The organism is Micromonospora sp. DT4, from assembly GCF_049841675.1.
Classification (GTDB): Bacteria; Actinomycetota; Actinomycetes; order Mycobacteriales; family Micromonosporaceae; genus Micromonospora.
On the sequence record NZ_JBNCKT010000110.1, the window covers coordinates 1 to 17,494 of the forward strand.

The 17,494-nt window shown below is 67.3% G+C and carries 17 protein-coding genes; 8 read left to right on the forward strand and 9 right to left on the reverse strand.

Annotated features, from left to right (window positions below; genetic code table 11):
* Positions 1-46: 46 nt before the first annotated feature.
* From ACLQ24_RS23865 to ACLQ24_RS23890, 6 genes are all read right to left on the reverse strand, one after another.
* Positions 47-826, reverse strand: coding sequence for a hypothetical protein (locus ACLQ24_RS23865; RefSeq protein ID WP_425893942.1), 780 nt, complete (start codon positions 824-826; stop codon positions 47-49).
* 137 nt (positions 827-963) lie between these two features.
* Positions 964-2,496 (reverse strand): hypothetical protein, encoded by a 1,533-nt coding sequence (locus tag ACLQ24_RS23870; RefSeq protein WP_425893943.1) that lies wholly within the window; start codon positions 2,494-2,496, stop codon positions 964-966.
* A gap of 524 nt (positions 2,497-3,020) precedes the next feature.
* Entirely contained in the window at positions 3,021-3,944 is a 924-nt protein-coding gene (locus ACLQ24_RS23875) for a DUF4365 domain-containing protein (protein WP_425893944.1), read from the reverse strand.
* Between the two features lie 750 nt (positions 3,945-4,694).
* Positions 4,695-5,132, reverse strand: a complete 438-nt coding sequence (locus ACLQ24_RS23880; protein ID WP_393028656.1) for a DUF6527 family protein — start codon at positions 5,130-5,132, stop codon at positions 4,695-4,697.
* Positions 5,129-6,307, reverse strand: a complete 1,179-nt coding sequence (locus tag ACLQ24_RS23885) for a ThiF family adenylyltransferase (RefSeq protein WP_425893945.1) — start codon at positions 6,305-6,307, stop codon at positions 5,129-5,131. Before ACLQ24_RS23885 ends, ACLQ24_RS23880 begins: the two co-directional genes overlap by 4 nt.
* Positions 6,282-6,557, reverse strand: coding sequence for a multiubiquitin domain-containing protein (locus ACLQ24_RS23890; RefSeq protein ID WP_422750514.1), 276 nt, complete (start codon positions 6,555-6,557; stop codon positions 6,282-6,284). Before ACLQ24_RS23890 ends, ACLQ24_RS23885 begins: the two co-directional genes overlap by 26 nt.
* Before the next feature lie 299 nt (positions 6,558-6,856).
* Here ACLQ24_RS23890 and ACLQ24_RS23895 point away from each other — a divergent pair, with 299 nt between their 5' ends.
* The 5 genes from ACLQ24_RS23895 (at position 6,857) to ACLQ24_RS23915 (ending at position 10,970) form a co-directional block, all read left to right on the forward strand.
* Positions 6,857-7,219, forward strand: a complete 363-nt coding sequence (locus ACLQ24_RS23895) for a hypothetical protein (protein ID WP_425893947.1) — start codon at positions 6,857-6,859, stop codon at positions 7,217-7,219.
* Positions 7,216-8,178, forward strand: coding sequence for a hypothetical protein (locus tag ACLQ24_RS23900; RefSeq protein WP_393028648.1), 963 nt, complete (start codon positions 7,216-7,218; stop codon positions 8,176-8,178). The genes ACLQ24_RS23895 and ACLQ24_RS23900 overlap by 4 nt, the downstream gene beginning before the upstream one ends.
* Before the next feature lie 253 nt (positions 8,179-8,431).
* The gene (locus ACLQ24_RS23905) at positions 8,432-9,652 is read left to right on the forward strand and encodes a hypothetical protein (RefSeq protein WP_425893948.1); all 1,221 of its coding nucleotides are present in this window, start codon (positions 8,432-8,434) and stop codon (positions 9,650-9,652) included.
* Positions 9,649-10,674 (forward strand): ImmA/IrrE family metallo-endopeptidase, encoded by a 1,026-nt coding sequence (locus ACLQ24_RS23910; RefSeq protein ID WP_425893949.1) that lies wholly within the window; start codon positions 9,649-9,651, stop codon positions 10,672-10,674. The genes ACLQ24_RS23905 and ACLQ24_RS23910 overlap by 4 nt, the downstream gene beginning before the upstream one ends.
* 2 nt (positions 10,675-10,676) lie before the next feature.
* Entirely contained in the window at positions 10,677-10,970 is a 294-nt protein-coding gene (locus ACLQ24_RS23915; RefSeq protein WP_425893950.1) for a hypothetical protein, read from the forward strand.
* A gap of 8 nt (positions 10,971-10,978) precedes the next feature.
* Here ACLQ24_RS23915 and ACLQ24_RS23920 read toward each other — a convergent pair whose 3' ends face one another.
* On the reverse strand, positions 10,979-12,415 hold the full coding sequence (locus ACLQ24_RS23920) for an NF041680 family putative transposase (RefSeq protein WP_425893951.1): 1,437 nt from the start codon (positions 12,413-12,415) through the stop codon (positions 10,979-10,981).
* A gap of 160 nt (positions 12,416-12,575) precedes the next feature.
* Positions 12,576-13,451, reverse strand: coding sequence for an IS5 family transposase (locus ACLQ24_RS23925; RefSeq protein WP_425893955.1), 876 nt, complete (start codon positions 13,449-13,451; stop codon positions 12,576-12,578).
* Positions 13,452-13,817: 366 nt separating this feature from the next.
* Here ACLQ24_RS23925 and ACLQ24_RS23930 point away from each other — a divergent pair, with 366 nt between their 5' ends.
* Positions 13,818-14,309, forward strand: a complete 492-nt coding sequence (locus ACLQ24_RS23930) for a hypothetical protein (protein WP_425893952.1) — start codon at positions 13,818-13,820, stop codon at positions 14,307-14,309.
* A complete protein-coding gene (locus tag ACLQ24_RS23935; RefSeq protein WP_425893953.1) occupies positions 14,306-14,992 on the forward strand; it encodes a hypothetical protein in 687 nt (228 codons plus the stop codon). Before ACLQ24_RS23930 ends, ACLQ24_RS23935 begins: the two co-directional genes overlap by 4 nt.
* Before the next feature lie 1,086 nt (positions 14,993-16,078).
* Here the strand turns inward: ACLQ24_RS23935 and ACLQ24_RS23940 are convergent.
* Positions 16,079-16,813 (reverse strand): serine/threonine protein kinase, encoded by a 735-nt coding sequence (locus tag ACLQ24_RS23940; RefSeq protein ID WP_425893956.1) that lies wholly within the window; start codon positions 16,811-16,813, stop codon positions 16,079-16,081.
* Positions 16,814-16,918: 105 nt separating this feature from the next.
* Between ACLQ24_RS23940 and ACLQ24_RS23945 the strand changes: the two genes are divergently transcribed.
* Positions 16,919-17,416 carry a hypothetical protein gene (locus ACLQ24_RS23945; protein WP_425893954.1) on the forward strand — a complete coding sequence of 166 codons (498 nt, stop codon included), beginning with the start codon at positions 16,919-16,921 and terminating at the stop codon, positions 17,414-17,416.
* Positions 17,417-17,494 lie beyond the last annotated feature (78 nt).

Sequence of the window (17,494 nt, forward strand, 5' to 3'; positions counted from 1 at the left end):
AAGCCGACGCGCGTCCCGCACCGTAACGCCCATACACCCCAAACGATCACAAACCATTTGGGTTACGGGTCAATATCAGGATGTCGAGGCGGTGGGTTTCGGCTTCCGCGGCGAGGAACCGTTCGTGGTGGGTGACTGCCCGGTGGCCGCACCACTGGCGTAGTAGTTCGTGGCGGGGCCGGTCGTGGCGGCGGTACCAGTCGTACTCCCATTCCGGTGTCGTGGACCGGTTGTCGCGGCCGACGCGGTAGTCATCGCCGAACTTGCATTTGTGGCGGGACTGGGCTTCCTGCTCGATCACGAGGTCGAGGACCTCAGTCGGACGGGCACGGCACGCGGCCTCGACCAGTCGGAGGGTGCCGGCCGGTGACAGGATGGTCCGGCCGTCGTGGTCGAACCATTCAGCCGAGGCGAGGATGTCCTCGACCGGGCCGTCGATGATCTCGCATAGCCGGGCCCTGTCGCGGATGTCGGTGGCGCATGACACCGGGGACCAGAGCAGTTCGGCTACGTCATCGCTGATCAAGAGGCCGAAGATCTCCTCGACGCAGGCTTCCTCTGTGTGATCGAGGCTCAGATCGTCGATGCGTTGCCAGTTCGCCATCAGCGCGTCGAAGGTCCCGACCTCGCTCCACGGCACCCGCAGCCGCGACCCGGGGACCTTCTCCACCCGTTCGTCGGGGTCGTCGAGGAATCTGATCTCGAGGCGGGCGCTGGTCTTCTTCGGCTCGACGGCCAGGATGCGGACGCGTTCGGACGGTGCGTGGTCCGACTGCCGGTACGCCCATTCGTCGCCGAGGGTGAAGCGGGAGGGGTCGATTCTCATCCAGCCGTCCTTCGGGTAAGCGTCGCTTGTTGCGTGGTACCGGGTCGTGCTGGCGGTTCGCGCCGCGATGGCGGCAGGTCCCGGCGCAGCTCGTGCGCATCCGGCCGAAGTGTGGTGACGGTTGAGGTGGACACACTTCAGGCGCCGCGGTCGAGCAGCCCGTGGTGCCACGATTCGGCCTGTCGGCGGATGCCGGCGTGGGTCTGCCGGTCGTGATCAGGGCGGTGCTCCTTGCGTGGTCCGTGGGGGCTCCAGTCACCGAGGAACGGGCCCAGGTCGTCGGGTCCGGGTTCGGGGTTGTAGTCGATGTCAGCCAGCACGCGGGGATTGCGGATGGGGTCGATCCGGTCGGCGGTGGCCCTGCCCCACGCGACCCAGCTGGCGAGGTACCCGCCGGCGCCGGTCCGCCCCTCGGCCGCTTGTTCAAGGGCGGTGCAGAACGCGCGGATGTCAGCTGCGGTGGTCCACGCCTGGTAGGCGTTGCGGAAGGCTTCCGCGCGGATGTTGTCCGCGGCCCGGACACGGGCGTCGGCCATCGCGGCGTGCCATTGCGCGAGGGTGGCCTCCTCCTGCCGTCTGCGCTCGGCCGCGGCTTCCTCCTGCCGCCGCCGGTGCTCGGCCGCAACCTTCTCCCGCGCGACTTCGGCTGCCCGCCGTTGCTGTTCGTCGGCGGTGACGCCAGCCTCGAACCCTTGGATGATCTGCGCGACGCGCTGTTCCAGACGCACGCGTGGGGTGTCGGTCCAGGTGTCCCGGTTGTCGTGTCCGGCCCGGGCGATCTCCAAGCGGAGCCTGCCGGAGTCGACGACGTCGAACTCCGCGGGTTTCATCCACGGCCGCAGGCGCAGCACCTTCAGCTCCTCGGCGGTGGGTTCGTGCGGGACCTGGTCGCGTTCCTCGGTCAGGGTGACCGTGCGTCGAACCTGCCCGGCCTGGAGGAACACCCGCGGGTGTTTCGCCTTGGTGTTGACCCCGAGCCGGTGCCCACGCCGGCCTGCCTCGCCGGCGAGCTGCCGGATCAGCAGCAACGCCCGGGGCAGCAAGCCCGGGCTGACGGCGAGGCTGCTCGGATCGGCGTCGAGAGCGCTGAACGCTAGATGCGGGTCGGTGGTGACACGTCGGGTGTTGAGCCGGATCCGGTTCCAGTCAGTCTCGTCCGGACCGGCATCGGTGCAGAGGCGGATGACGATGTCCCCGGCGTCGCGGCCAGTGTGGCGCAGATGGTGCCCCGATGGCACAAGTCCCTGCTGCTTGAACGCGTGAATGATCCGGCGGTACCGGGCCCGCGTTCCACTGTCGGGACTCTCGATACGAACCATGCCGCCCTCGCGCTGCAGGCGGTCGAGCAGTTCGCGAGCCGATCGCAGCAGGTCCTCCGACGAAGCGCCGCCGGCGATGCCGCCAGGTGCCGGCGTCTCGGACCGCGGGAGGGAAGCCCGTTGGTCGGGATGGTCGGGATGGTGGCCATGCTCAAGGTAGAAGCGACCCGCGTCGGTCGAGCACGCCCTCCACACCCCTGCCTTGCGTGTCACCGTCACCAAGTTCCGGTCCTGGAGCGCACGCGCCGACCGGCGGTACTCGACGCCGTCCGGGCCGCTGAGGTCATCGCCGCCGTGGATCCGGCGAAGCAGGTCGAGCTGCCGCTCACTGAGCGAATCCCATCGCTGCACCACCCGACAGTAAGGGGCACGGCGTACTCGATGGCGCGGAACACGGCTGTAAGTGGCATCCCCGTCCGACGAACGGACCGAACTGGCGAGCCCGGCTGAAAACTGAGCCTGACGGGCGGATTCTGGTGGGACGTGGGGCTCCGCACGGACAAGGAGCTATTTTCATCCTGGGCCGGCGGTTCGTTTCGACCCGGTTCAGCACGAGGATGGCTCGGATGATGGCGATGGCTTGGCGTAGGCAGCAGCCCACCTTGACCAGGATCTTCCAGGTCTTGAGCTTCAGGTGACGCGGACGCAGCCCCGGTCGTATCTGCTGCGCAGGGCCGCCGCCAGGTGCGGATCACCGCCGTAGGCCTCGCCGCCGGCAATCCACCGACACGGCAGCCCACCCGCGAGGGCAATGTCGATTAGCGTCGCGCCAACTGCGGTCTTGCAACGAAGCCGATGCTATCGGACCAAGCATGTCCCTGAACCGCGCCATAAGCGACCCACTGCAACAGTCCAACAAGGCACTACTTGCTCACCTAACTCCCCGTAAGCAACCTTTCGCCCTTAGTGGCGAACCTGTCCACGACCAAGAACGCCTTGCCCAGCTCATTGAGCGTTAACTCAAGTCGGTAGAAGTCGACCTCCCCACCACCGTTGCGGTACGGCCGGATACGTTCTGCATCCAGGTCTCGGTTCCACTCCTCGAATGGCACCGCCGCAAAGACCTCGTGCTCGTCGCTCCAGATACAGCAATCCGCCCTGTACTGGTCATACTCCGTCCCGTCGTACGTCTCCTGATGCACGTGGGCGTCAGCCCACGCGAACAACTTCGGCACTACCTCGGCGTAGCTGGCGAGACCAAGAAACACACCCCAACTGGCCAACTTCTCGGGTTCCTCGCCGTCCTCGTTGTCTATACCGAGAGAGATGTCTCCTCTTCCCGAGCTCTTGTTGACCCACTCCTCCATGTCCACCACCAGCCGCTTACCGCCAGCCAGCAACTCCATCCAGGGCTTTGCCAGCTGCAGCTCGCGGATACGCAGCTCGTATGGATCGCCCTCGGCGGCCTCCCGCAGGGTCTTTCGGGCGCTCGCGTCCAGCACCTGAGCTTCCGGCACCAGAAGCTTCCAGCTAGCGGTGGATGTCTCTTGGAGCGTCTGCCGGTTGACGAACTGCCAGTGGCAGCGCCCTGTCTCCGGGTGGTACAGCACGACAAGTACCGGCAGTGAGTGGTTGAGCCAGTAGGCCACATGCTCGGCGTCCGGCCGGAACCACCAGCCCTCTGGTCCGGCTTCCTTAAACCAACTCATGCCGCTCTTGATCTGCAAGGCAAGTAGCCGTCCGCGCACGTTTTCGCCGTCCACCACCTCGGCCTGCGCGTCGATGCCGTAATCCTCGGTCGGCTGGTCGCGAAACAGCCAACCCAGCTCGTCCTCTACGGCCTGCTTGGTACGGGTCACCCCCGCTGTGGCAACCTTGGCGGCTGGGTTACGGCGCATCATGGCTCCATCTTCCACTGGGTTGGGATCCGAAGCGGTTTGCACCAGAAGCTACCGTTATCGTCCTCAACCTCGTACTCCTCACTGGCGGCTCTCACACGGTGCCGGGATGGCCTCGCTGGCACCGGTGCACCCTGGTTGGCGCCGGTTGGAGAAAAGGTGAGACGGTCATCGCCACCCCGGGCACGCCAGCGGCTGCGCACAGAGCTCCAACAGGGCGAGGTCACTGTCGAGCGGCTGCAGACCCTGGTCGGCGAAACGCCACCACAGACGCGACAATCCCACCCGCCACGGGGCCGGCAACAACCCCGCCTCCTTCGCCGACCCGCCCGCCGCCTGTCTCCTCCGCTGAACGATGCCGGCCAGTCCAGCGGACAACATCATCACCGCCAGGTAGTCGTCATCCGGGGTCCGAACCCGTCCGGGATGGTAGCCGGCATTGACGCCTGAACATGAACGTCCATTAGAGCCGCTCCTCACAGCAAAGATCCGACCGCTGCTCCACTCGCGCAAGAAGCGGCTCCAGTAGACACCCTGCCCCTGACGTTTTTGTGGCCCACGCCAGCAGATGCCCGTACTGTGCGCTCTCCGCGTCATCGGGGGATCCTCAAGCGTGGTTGACCCGCCCCGGGCGGTTGATCGGCAACGGCCCGTCATCAGACCAGCCTGGCCGAGCAGGCGGGCTGGACGTCGGCGCCCACCTGCCAGGCTTCATCTGCGGGCGTGCCGCCTCAGCCACACCCGCACCGTGCCCGCCAGTCGACGGACCTTGTTTACCACAGCACTCCCGAGATGCTGATGTTGCCGACCTGGAGCCGTCGGCCCAGCGGCGCTGGCCGAGCCCTGATGCCGGTCGGGGCCATCGTGGGAACGGTCCTTGGCCCACTCGATCCTGTTGAGCCGAATCCAGTAGTGCGATCGGCAGGGATAGTTCCAGTTTCCTACCGAAGGGTGCAGCGTTACCGACACCCCGTCGAAAGTGAGGCTCCACCCCTTCCTGCTGATCGGGGTGACGACCTCGCTGCCGCAGCCGCACGGGCACAGGTGCAGGGCGGTGGCGTAGCGGATCGAGACGTAGAGCACGCCGTCGTCGAGGACGTCGGGGGCCGAATCGACGAAGCGGTGCTCGATGATGGTTTGCCGGGTCATGTCTGGTCATCACCCACCAGGCAGTTAGTGGTGATCGTGTAGACGCTGTGGTGCTCCTGCTCAAGGTCGGCGTAGAACCCACGCCACTTCTTCCACCTGATCACCGCGTAGGCGGCATTCAAGGCGTTGAGCTCGGCGATCTGGATGTTGGTGCCGTAGTCGTCGTCGCCGCCGTCCTCGAACGGGATTCGCCGCTGGTCCCAGATGTGGTCCCGCTTCTGCGGGGTGCTCGTGGTGGTCCGCAGGTGCCCGGCGATCATGTCATCGACGGTGTAGAGGCCCATGCCGACGTCGACGAACGCGATCCCGGCCGCCTCCATCGCTTTGATCAGGTGCCGCTTGGATTCGCCCTGGTCCATGCAGAGGAACACGAACGACATGCACTGCAACTCGTTGGCGTTGGTCTCGTCGAGGAAGTAGGGGTGGGCGACGATGCCCCGGCGCATCGCGCCGTACATCTCGGCGTAGTGGTCTACCTTCTTGGGCCGCTGCCGCAGCTGCTCGAGCGAGGGCGCGCCGGGGGCCCGGAAAGCATTGTGCTGCAGCAGATCGTCACCGTCGAACAGGTGAATCTCCCGGACTGGCACCTTGGCGATCAGGTCCAGCACGTAGGAGCCGCTGCCGCCGAGCCCGACGACAGCGACCCGGGGCATGGCTAGCTTCGCGTTGATGGCTGCGATCCCGGCGCGGCTGCTGGCCGTGTCGAGGTAGCGGAAGACCGACTCCGACGCGTCGGTCTCCACGACCTGGAACGTCCGAGCGGTCACCGACGGGTCCACTGCGGCCGCGTGCGTGCCCAGGAGAGCCACATAGGTGGTGATCTTCGCGTAGTAGTTCGGATAGCCGGCGTCGGGCTTGTTGGAGAACATGTAGTTCACCGTCAGCCCTGGGATGATCTGCTCCTGGACCGGGCTGTGGATCACCTTGTTGAGCGGCTGGCCGTTCGCGTCGCAGGGCTGCTCGCCTGCGAAGTGGACCACGTGGGTCTCCGGTGTGATCGTGGTGTCGCCGGCGAGGCTGAGCTTGGACACCAGGATGCCGAGCTTCACCTCTCGCTGCGCGTTCAGGTACGGGACGTGGGAAACCACGAGGTGACCGTGCTCGACGGTCACCTCGTAGCCCTCGTCACGCAACTGGCGCAGGTCGGCGCTACGAGCGACGAGTGCGGGTGACATCGAAAGCGGTTCCGTCCTTGATGGTGACCGTGCCGCCCTCGCTGAGGTTGCCGTCGCGCTGCGGTGCCACCGCGCGGTGGTAGGTGACCGTGAAGACCACCTCGGTGTCATGCGCGCCCGGGAATGCGAGGTCGACGACCTGGGCGAAGGTGAGTTCGCGGTCGTCGATGGTCTTCTGCCGGGTGTTGACGATGATCGTGTAGCGGCGCCGGACCTGCTGGTCCTGGTCTGCGATGCCGATGTCGGGCATCCTGTCCTCCTTGGTATTTCGGGTATGTCCAGGCGCCGGTGGACCCGGTGCCCTGCTTCCACCGATGCCTGACGGCGAATCGTCCCCGGCTGTCCGGTCACGAACGCTGTCGCTGATGTGTTGGTGATCACATTCGTGCCGACGACGGCTCGGTGGCCCGGCCGCAGGGCTCGCGTCCGACGTGGCGGCGGGGGCCGGCCGTTCACCTCGGCGTGTCGGCGGGACTTCGTCGGACGGTCCGTATGCTGTACGTCGCCGTTCGCCGGTCTGAGCCGAGCGGTAGGTAGGAGCAGCCCACGATGACGTGGCCCGGCCAGAGGTTGTGGCGACCACCTGTAGGCCTGGTCGCGGTGCTACCCCGCGACTACTACAACGTGCGCGACCCGCACGCCCGCAGACCGACGGTCGTCGTACGGGTTCTGCCCGCGGACCGCGCATGCCTGGTTGTGACCCGGACCAGCGACACCATGGTCGCGCACCCCAAGGACATCTGGCACGACAAAGATCCGGAGCTGCTCTGCGACCGCCAAGGCTGGTGGCAGCCCCGACGTGTCCACCGGGTCGACTTCGGCGCGTACGACGACGAGGACACCAAACCACACGTGATCATGACCGGGGATCTTCTCGACCGCATCATCGCCGCCTACCAGGAGTTTTCATGAGCGCATGGGAGGAGTTGCAGCGCGACGGCGTCTTCGGCACCGAGGCGACCGCCGAGCTGTACCGGTGCGTCCGCGCGGTCGCCCGGGCCGGCAACTTCCCGCCGCCGACCGGTTACCACCAGTGGACCTTGGACGCGATCGAGGAGACCGCGCACGAAGTGTTCGCCGACGCGAAGGGCCCACAACGTCTGGTCGAACTCGCGGTGAAGGCGTACGACGACACGAGCTTCCGCCGCCTGCTGGAGCAGGTCGTCCGCAACTTCCTGCGGGATCGGGCCCGGGCCACGACCAAGGGCCGGCTGATCCGACGCCTGCGCGAGGTCCTAGACGGCGATCCCCGGTTCCGGTCCGTTCCCGATGGGCAACCCGGCGCCGGCCGCAACATCGAACTGGCCGACGGGACCACACCCGGAGTCTGGAACGGTCGGATGACCGACCTAGTCACCGCGGCCTACAAGGTGACCGACGTGACGATCGTGCGGTGGCGGCCTGATGCCCGCCGGGAGTCGCCGGTGGCCGACGCTGACAGCCTGGCCAACGTCTGTGAGGCGACGCTGCGGGCTGCAGGAGCGTCGCTCGCGCTGGCGGACCTGGCCGACGTGGTCGCCGCCCGGTTCGCCGTCGGGCCGACCCCGGTGGTGACTCCGGTCGACGACATCGACCCCTGGTTGCCCGGCGTCGACACCATCGAAGTGGTCCAGGCCGAGGCGGAGATCCGCGCCGGCGCCGATCGGCTGCTCGCCCAGCTCACCAAGCGCGAGCAGCTAGTGCTCGCCTACCTGGACCAGCCTGTCCGGCAGATCGCCGATCGCACCGGCCTGGGCAAGAGCGTCGCCGCGCAGGTCGCCGCCAGGGTCAAGGAGATCGCCGGTCAGATACTCGGCGCCGAACCGCGTCGCGAGGACATGCTGAGCCTGGCGCAGTCGCTGGCCACCCCGCGTCCGTACGACGAGCATTAGCATCTCGGCGAAATCGGGCGCACATCACTATGGCGCAAAGAAGCGCCGGCCGCGGCCGGACAAACCACGACGGTGCGCCGTTTCAACTACGTACACAGGTCAGATGGAGAAGGCATGAGAGTGCGGGAGATGACCTGCGGGAGGGTAGACGCATGGTGACCCATCAGCCCCTTTGCTCACGACTGCGGCGGACCGTCGCCAGCCCGGCTGGTGTACGGCGATGACCGGCGTTTCGTCGCACGACCACGGCCCGGTGTGGCACGTCTTCGCCGAGGCCGACCTGAATCCTCCGGTGGCAATCGCCGGAGAGCACCTGCTTGACGGAGATCTCGGGACACCGTCGCAGGGCGACCGCAAGCACCTGGCCGAATGCGGCTGGTGCCAGCAGCGACAACAGGCCGCAGCGCAGCATGGTGACGACCTCGACGACGAGGCGTTCCTGCGTGCGGCACGGCAGCGTGCTCTCACCGGAGGTGTATCCGTCCTGGCATCGGTCACCCGGCTGTCCCCCGAGGTGCACGCCCTGACCGTCGACACCGGCGCTCGGGAGGACGTCATGGTGGGCCAGTTGTGGCGGCTGCGGTGGCAGGACGTCACCGAACTAGCGCTGGTCGTTGACGTCGATCGCTGGTGGGTGACTGTCGCTCCGGTCACCACCGATGTGAGCACCGCCGACGAGTTCAGCCTGATCCTGCCCGCGACAGCCAGTGTGCTGGGCACCGAGTTCGCGGTCTGTTTCAGCCTGGAAAGCACGGTCCCGCTGTTCGTGTTCGATCGCGAGATCACACCGGCGAGCCGTCCGATGCTCGACGAGGCGAAAACCGCCGCCCAAATTCCCCCACCCGACACCATCCGGGACGTGTGGCGGGCATGGCGCCGCGGCGCCGTCGGCCCCACCCATCTGACCTACGGCACCCCAGTTGACGAGGCAGACCTGGACCGGCGTGAGCTGCGCAACGCCGTCGCTGCCGGCTTCACCCAGCTCGCCAGCGCCGCCGCGTGCGTGCCCGGTGACCCGGTCGGGGACGTGGTGCCCCTGCTGCAACAGGTCAAGAGCTTGGACCTGCCGCCAGCCCAGCTCACAGCACGCTCCGGCCTCGACATGAGCGTCTTCCTGCGGATCAAGAAAGGCGGACGCGTCACCCAGCGCGAAGCAGCGCAGCTGGCACAGCTGCTCGATACCGATAGCCGCACCGTTATGGACGCGAATCCACCGTTCGATGACGCATTGATCACCGAGGTCAGCCGACCCACACACCGCGCGTCCCTACGCTTGCTTGCAGGGAAACACAGCTCCGAGGACGAACAACGCTGGGAAATGGCCGAGACGGTGGCCCCACAGGCTGCGCGGACCGTCCGCACGGCGACGACGTCCGACAGCGGTGCCGGACACACCGACTGGGCGGCGAAGGTCTCGGTGTATCTCCGGCAGCGCCTCACCGCGCTCGGCGACTCCCTCTCGGACCAGCCATGACACTCACCAAACAAGCCCTGATCGGTGAACTAGTGCCGGCAATGCTGGCGCACCTGACCAGCATCGGCGTGGACGCCTGCAAGTTGGCCGCCGAGCCGGCCGCAGTGATCGTGACCGTCGACGGCATTGTTCTGGACTGGGTCGAGCCCGCCGCACTCAGCAGCGGCTGCTCCGTCGCGGCACTCTACAGCGGGACAGAAGCACCGCCACGGATCTCGGCGGTTCGTGACACGTCGGAGGGCCGCCGCAACTTCTCCCTGCTACACGAGTTCGGCCATCACCTGTGTCCTCGCGTGACCGCGGTCGCTGCCGCCTTGTGGGAGCTCCCTGACGGCGAAGAAGGACCGTTCGAGGAAGACCTGGTGGACGCGTTCGCGGCAGCGGTCCTACTGCCCACCGACATCGTCAGCCGGATCTTCGCTGACGGTGTCACCGCGGCGTCGGTGATCCGCCTGTGGCAGAGCACGACAGCATCGCGGGAGGCGTGCTGCGTCGCCGCCGCACACCGCCTACCCGCACCGGGCTACGTCATGCTGCTCGAGCCGAACAGCCGCAGCCAGTTCGCCGCCCGCCACGGTGACGTACTGCCTATCGCCCGCGGCAGTGTCCAGCCGGCCACCCGGCTGCAACCCGCGGTGCGCGGCGGTACCGCCCGCGGCGTCGACCGACCGACTTTTCGCAGCGGTGTCGCCGGCCCGCAGATGTACCTCGACGCCCAGGCGGCCGACGATTACACAGTCGCCGTGTGGGTCACCGACTCACCGGACTGGCCCACCCTGGTCGCGCCTCTGGACACCGGCCCGCTCGGCCACGACGGGCACTGCGCGGACTGCGGCGGAGATTTCAAGTCGTGGAAGAAACCCTGCGAAACGTGCGGCGAACCGTTCTGCCCGCAGTGCGAGGCCTGCCACTGCCTGCCCGGCGGCCAGCGTCCCGTGGCCAACCGACTTTGTACGAGTTGCTTCCTCTCCCTGCCGCTGACGGCCTTCCTCGGCGACTCGACCACCTGCAACGAGCATTAGTAGTGCTCTGCCGCCAGGTCGTACGCGGCGGTCGGCTGATCTCGCCGGGCAGTGTGAGCCGTATCCGGCCGGTGCTGCGCAGCGCGTTGTCGGAGGCGAGACGGCAGGGCATCGTCGGCCACAACCCCGCCCGGAATCTGCGGCTACCGAACGGGGCATGCCCGCACGATGTGGTCTGGGATGACGAGGACGAAGCGGTGTGGCGCGAGACCGGCGTGCGCCTGCGGGTGGCGGTGTGGGATCTGGACAACCTGGCGCGGTTCCTTGAGGCGGTGCGCGAGGATACGTGGCCTTAGCTTGTCGTTTAACCCGTCTGATCTCGTCGTTCGGCGATGGTGAGGGCGCGTTTCACGGTCTTCCCGACGTCGTAGCTGGGTGCGGGCTGTCGGTTCTTCGATCCTCGGGGGCGTCCGGGGCCGGCCTTGCTGGGTTTTGGTGCGCTGGCGGGGTGGGTGGTCTTCGGGTGGATGTGGCGGAATCCGCGGCGGACCCGGGCCGGGGTGAGCCGGTCCGGGTCGGTGGGTCGTTCCCAGGGTCGGCGGAGGTCCTGGGCGAGGCCGCGGGCGAGGCGTAGCTGGGTGTGGCAGGCGATGACCAGCCAGGTCCACCGGTCGGCCGCGTCGGGTGTGCGGATCTTGGGTCGGGTCCAGCCCAGCGTCTGTTTGAGTAGCCGGAAGGTGTGTTCCAGGTCGAATCTGCGCAGGTAGGACTGCCAGCTGCGGTCCACGTCCGCGGCGGTGGCCGTGGTGATGGAGGTCCACAGCCGGAGTGGTTTCGGGTGGCGGTCGCCGGGCAGGTGGTCGACCTGCAGTTGGATCAGGGTGCCTTCGATGATCGGCAGGTCGCCTTCGTGGTCGAGCCAGCAGGTGCGGCGGGTCAGCCGTGGGTGGACCCGGTCCCAGGCGGTCGCGGTGGCGGTGCCGTAGCGGGCGGTCTGTGTGGTGGTGACGGTCTGCGGCGCCGGCCAGGTGTCGGGGTCGGCGAGGGCCAGTTCGGGGCCGTGTTTGGGTGGGCGGCCCGTCGTGCCTGGTCGGCGTGGAGGTGCGGGCAGTGCCATGACCCGGTCCGAGCGCAGCCGTCCGAGCAGGTCCACGGGCAGGTCGGCGAGGAGGAACGCCAGGCGGGGGATGTCGTAGCCGGCGTCGCACACGATCAGGATCCGCCGATCGCCCGGTGCGTGGTGACCGGCAGCGATGAGGCGTTGCACGACGGCGCGTAGCTGGTCGGCGGTGACAGCGGCCGCGTCGTCGGCCGGTCCGAGTCGCACCGCGTCGAGGATCGCCGTCCACGAGGTCGGTCCGGCTTCGAGGGCCGCGACGAATGAGTACGGCCAGCCCGGGATCAGCTGCGACTGGCTCTTTGCGCGGCCGTAGACGTGGCAGAACAGCCGATCCGGACTGGTCTGGGCGTCGGAGCGCAGCCACGGGCTGACGTCGACCGCGAGAACGATCCGCCCGTCGGCGGCCCGCGGCACCGGCAGGCCCGCCATGCTGCGCCGTAGCCGAGCGACGTCGACGCGTCCGCAGTTCAACCCGTCGTACATGCCGCCGTGGCCACGGCGGTGCTCGGGCGCCAGCACCAGATCGACCAGCGACCTGACCGGCCCGTCCGTGCACAGCAGCGCGTCAGTCACCTCGAACAGTGCGTCAGCCCGCGCGGTCAGACAGCGGTAGAACTCGGTCCGGAACGTGGACAGCACCGCTAAAGCCTCGACGCGGGCAGCGTCATCCAGCACACTCATCCTCACGGCCTTGGTGTCGATCGTTGATGTCTTCAGCAACATCCATGATCACGCCAAGGCCGCTTGCTGTCCACAGTGCACAAACTGATTCAGAGTCAAACCCGCAGCTCACCGGGCCGGTAGGTTAAACGACAAGCTTAGACCCTGGTAAATAAGGGTTTCAGGTGTGTTGGTGTCGGGCGAGGCGGCGGGTCATGATGATGATCATGGCCCACTGGGCCATTGCGGCGTGGTGCTCGGGTAGCCGTTCGTAGTCGCGGACCGTGCGTCGGCACCGGTTGATCCACGAGAAGGTACGTTCGACCGCCCACCTGCGGTGTAGGACCACGAAGGTGGTCTGCCCGGCGAGTTTGGCGACGATCCGCACGGTCAGGGCGAGGTGGGTGGTGGCCCAGTGGACGAGCTTGCCGGCGTAGCCGCTGTCGGCCCAGACGAGGCGGATGCCGGGGAAGCAGGCGTGTAGCGCCTGGAGCAGGGGGCGGGCGCCGTCGCGGTCCTGCACGTCGGCGCCGGTGATCAGGATCGCGAGGAGCAGGCCGCAGGTCTCGACGGCGATGTGCCGTTTGCGGCCGTTGACCTTCTTCCCGGCGTCGTAGCCGCGGCTGGGCCGCCCGACGGTCTCCGCGCCGCGTACCGACTGGGAGTCGACCAGCGCGGCCGTCGGCTGACGGTCGCGGTCCTCGACCTGGACGCGGACCTGTTCACGCAGGCTGTTGTGCATGCGGTGAAGGGTTCCGTCCGCGGTCCAGGTCTTGAAGTAGTGGTAGACCAGCTTGTGGTGCGGGAAGTCGGCCGGTAGCGCGTCCCACTGGCAGCCGGTGCGGTCGAGGTAGCGGATCGCGTCCACGACGTCGCGGCGGGGGTAGATGATCGGCCGGCCACGCCCGGTCCCGGCCGGGACGTGTGGTGCCAGGATCGCCCATTCGGCGTCCGTGGTGTCCGACGGGTAGTGCCGTGGCCGGGCGGTAGGCAGGTGAGCGTCGAGGGTGGCCGGGGTGGTGGATGCGGCGACACCGGCGACAAGGTATACAGACAGGGCTGGGCCTTCGGTCGTGCTGGTTTAGTCGCCTTTGCTCGTACCGGAGGCCCTTCCTCATGTCACGCCACCACGCCGGCACCACCAGCGCAGTCGATCTCCACGGCACCCCCGACGGCCTGAAACCCTTATTTACCAGGGTCTTAGTCGTTTGAGGCATCGACGCGGCGGCCGTGTCCTATCTACATAAAACGCCCATCACATACAAACCGCACACCACGCCGGTGGGCGCAACCGTGTCCACTATGGTGGTTTGCTGGAAGTGGCGTTTTGGTACAGGCGGAGCCGCACGAATAGCCGCGGACGTCATCCGGTGCAGCGTGAAGCGCGGCAGCGCTGCGTGGAAGATGTGGAGAAGGGCCTCTGATGGAGGCGTCCGAGTTGGCCCGGATAGATCAGACGCTTCGGCAGTTGTGCGCCGGCCGCGAGCTGACCTGGGTGGTGCAGGCGGTGGATGCCGCAGTCGCCGAGGGTTTCGCCGAGTCGGTGACCGAGGGCAGTAGCAACCACAACCGACGGCGCGGCACGTCCGTGTTCGGCATGCGGCCGGACGACCGCCCCCGGATCGAGCCGCAAGTCGTGCAGCGGCCGTATACGGATGAGGAACGGGTCTTGCTTCTGCTCGATGCGATGCTCGTGGTCTACCGGGATCTGCCAGGCATCCGAGCGGAGACCCTGCGCCTGCTTACCGACGGCTTCCAGGGCAGGGTAGCGATTCCCGAGCAGATCGTTACGGCTCCCGACGAGGACACCGAAGAGGCCGCCATCCTCTGGCAGCCCGAATCGGCCGACAGTGTGCAGAACCGGCAGCGGGTCATCGACGCGCTGGTCGCCCTGCGGCAGGCGGTGGCGGAATGACTGATCCCGTCGGTGCCCTGCTGACCGAACTCGCGGACGCGATGCAGGGTGTAACCACACCGTTCACACGGGCTGACGAGGCAGATCGGATCTACGAGGCCTACCTGTTCGCGCAGGTAATCGCCACGGCGGCCGAGTGCGGCGGGATGGTGACCTACGAGGACTGCAACGAGAAGGAAGTGCAAGAACTCGTGTTCCGGGGCGCCCCAGGCGTCATCCACGCCCGGCGGCGACCGTTCACGCACGCGGTGCTGCGCTTCGGCGCCGCTCGCCCGATCGAGGTTCATCTGCGGGTGAAGGTCCAGTGGAAGAACTTCGACGCCGAATCTGATGTGCTGCTCATCGACACGAAGGCAGCCCGCAGCAGCCGCGACAGGCAGCAACTGCCGAAGCCGTCCGGCTGTGTCCTGACGGTCGAGGGAAAGTACTATCCACTTGGCGTCCCTCGCGATGAAGCATTGAAGTACGTCGGCGTGCGGAACAGCTTCCCGCCGTCGATGGCAAGCCTGTTCGTTACCAATGCGTTCTCCCCACATGCGAACAAGTGCCTCAGCCATGCAGGGCGCCTGCCGTTCGAGTTCGGCGTTGTACCCGGGACGCGCTTCCAGACGTACGTTCGCGCGCACATCCGCCAAGCATTCATTAAGTGGGTCGCCGGATTCGACCTCGGTCACCGTGTCTGACAGCAAGCGGGGCTGCCGGCGCCGCTTGGTCGGGTTCCGGCCGTCCGCTCGAAGCGCGTCCCCGGACCTCGAGATCTGAACGAGCTGGTCTTCGACGAGAACAACGGACACTCCCGCGGACATGGCCGAGACGGCGCCCAGCGGGCCGACCGCCGACGGTTACCGCACACGACGGCACCGGGCGCACGGTTGCCACCGCCACTGTGTCTCCCACATGGTAATCGGCAGGCAGGGGCCGCCCTGACCTCGAGTGCCACGGCCTGCGGCCTGCGGCCTCGCCGCAGCCACGCTGATCCCCGACCGACACTCGGCGCTCGTCGGGTTCCCACTGGATGGCTTCGGCACGTCGGTGAGCTTGTGGCTGGGACGCAGGATCCAGGCGGTGATGCGCCGGGCCGATGGCACCCGGACTGCGGTCACAGGCGTCGGTCGCGCGCGGTTCGTGGCACCGGCGATGCCCCCGGACGACCTTCTCGCGCGTCGCTGAGGTTCTTCAAAAGGTGCCACCGGTCGGCAACCCGAATCGCGTCAGGTGCTCCTCGCGGGCACCGTCGGCGTAGCGCCAGCCAAATGCGCCACGCTGCTGGCTCAAGCTCTTGCGGCACCGCAGACTGACGCAGCGCGACAGCTCCGCCGGATCTCGGCAAGCACACCGGCGGACCAACCGAAGCATGGCTTGAGCAGGACTTAGGCCTGCTCTGCCGATCTTCGGCAAGCGAGCACAGCAATGCGTGTGTGCGACCCGCTAACCTGAAGACAGAATAGGAACCCGCAGGTAGCGAGCCCATGGGTACAGATAGAGCGTCGTCTTAGGAAACCGATGCTCTATCCCCTGAGCTACGGGGGCGCGAGGGCCTAGTCTAGCGACCTGGGGGTTCACCTGGGGTGGCAGGGAGTGGCCCACGTTCACCCACGTTCCCCGGACCGCCGTTGTCGCAGCCCAGGACCACACCCGGAGCACACAAACCCCCGTTTGCGACCGGCCGTCGGCCGCGGTGACCCGCGTTGGCACCGGTTCACCCGGGTTGGCATCCGCTGGAGAGCACACACCGCGCACATCATCGAAGATCATGTGCGCACTCTGGGTTATTGGTTCGGCAGGGTGGTGCGCCAAGCGGCGGCGAGTATTGCCACGTTGGGGTATCGGTCGGCTGGTGTCGTGGTGGTGGCGCGTACGGCTACCTGTTGTTGGTGGTGGGAACCGCGCCAGCCGGGTGGGGAGTCGAGGAGGTGGTGGATGGTGCGGCCGAGGGTGTAGACGGTGGTGCGCTGGTCGATGACGGCACCGCGGACGAATTCTTCGGGTGCCATGTAGCGGCGGGATCCGGGGAGGCGGTCGGTGTCGAGGGTGAACGGGCCGGGACGGTACTCGTCGAGGTCGATCAGGCCTAGCTGGCGGGCGTGGAAGTCGTAGAGGAAGCAGCCGTCGTAGAGGTCGACCGCGACGTAGCCGGCGGCGGTGACGGCCAGGTGCGCGTCGAGGATCGTGGCGATGGCCGTTTCGACGTCGCGCAGGGGTAGTTGCTGGAACCGGTGCAGTGCGCTGCGGTCCGAACCGTGAACGGTGGCGTGGTTCAGCACGCTGCCGTCATGCCACGGGTAGACCAGCGTCGGCCCGTCGAGGACGTGCTCGGGGCGCACGATCGCCGGGTGCCGGACCGCGGCGTGGAACCGGGCGGCCCGCAGCAGGGAACGGCGGCTGGGCGCGGTGGTGGCTGTCTTGACGAACCAGCGGCGTCCGGACACCTCAACGCCGTAGGAGACGCACCCGGAGTCCTGGGCGTCGAAGACCACGAACGCGGAGTCCAGGCGTAGTTCCATCACGTAGGGACAGTAGGGCCGCCTTCCCTCCGCTGGACGGGAACGCCACCCGCAGCGGACGTGGCGGGTCACATGGTTGTGGCATCGTGTCACTGCAAGGGGGAGGTGACGCAGGTGGATGTGTCGTCCGCGCCGACAAGATATGCCGAAGCGTTGCTGTTCGCCGCCGAAGTGGTCGAGGCGGCCACCCATCCTCCAAACGGTGACCACGGCGAGGAAGTGCTGCGCGATCCCTGCGCGCAGAAACTGTTGCGCCATCAGAGCGACTGGTCGTGGTGCGACAACCGGCAGGATGTCGACCTTGCCGCCGGCGGGGCGCTACGCGCGACCGTCGGGCACCTCGCGTATTGTCACGCCACCGCGTTGCCCGACCACACTGGTCGCGCCGGTGAACACTGGCCCGACGTTGATAACCGCCTGACCCGGCTGGCCTCGGCGCTGCGCTGCGCCGCCAAGCCCCTGATGCCTACGGCTACGGTCGCCACCAGGTTTCCCCTCATGCTGAGTCGAATACACCACTGCACACCTACACGGACTCCGTCTATTGCGTCCGCCGATACGTTGGCTTCGCGCTCTGCACCCAATAGAAGTAGGCTACTCTGATGGTACGTATTCAGCTTGAGGTAGCCGTTTGAGGCAACCACGGCCCGGTGGTGAACAGCTGTTTGAGGACGTCGAGGG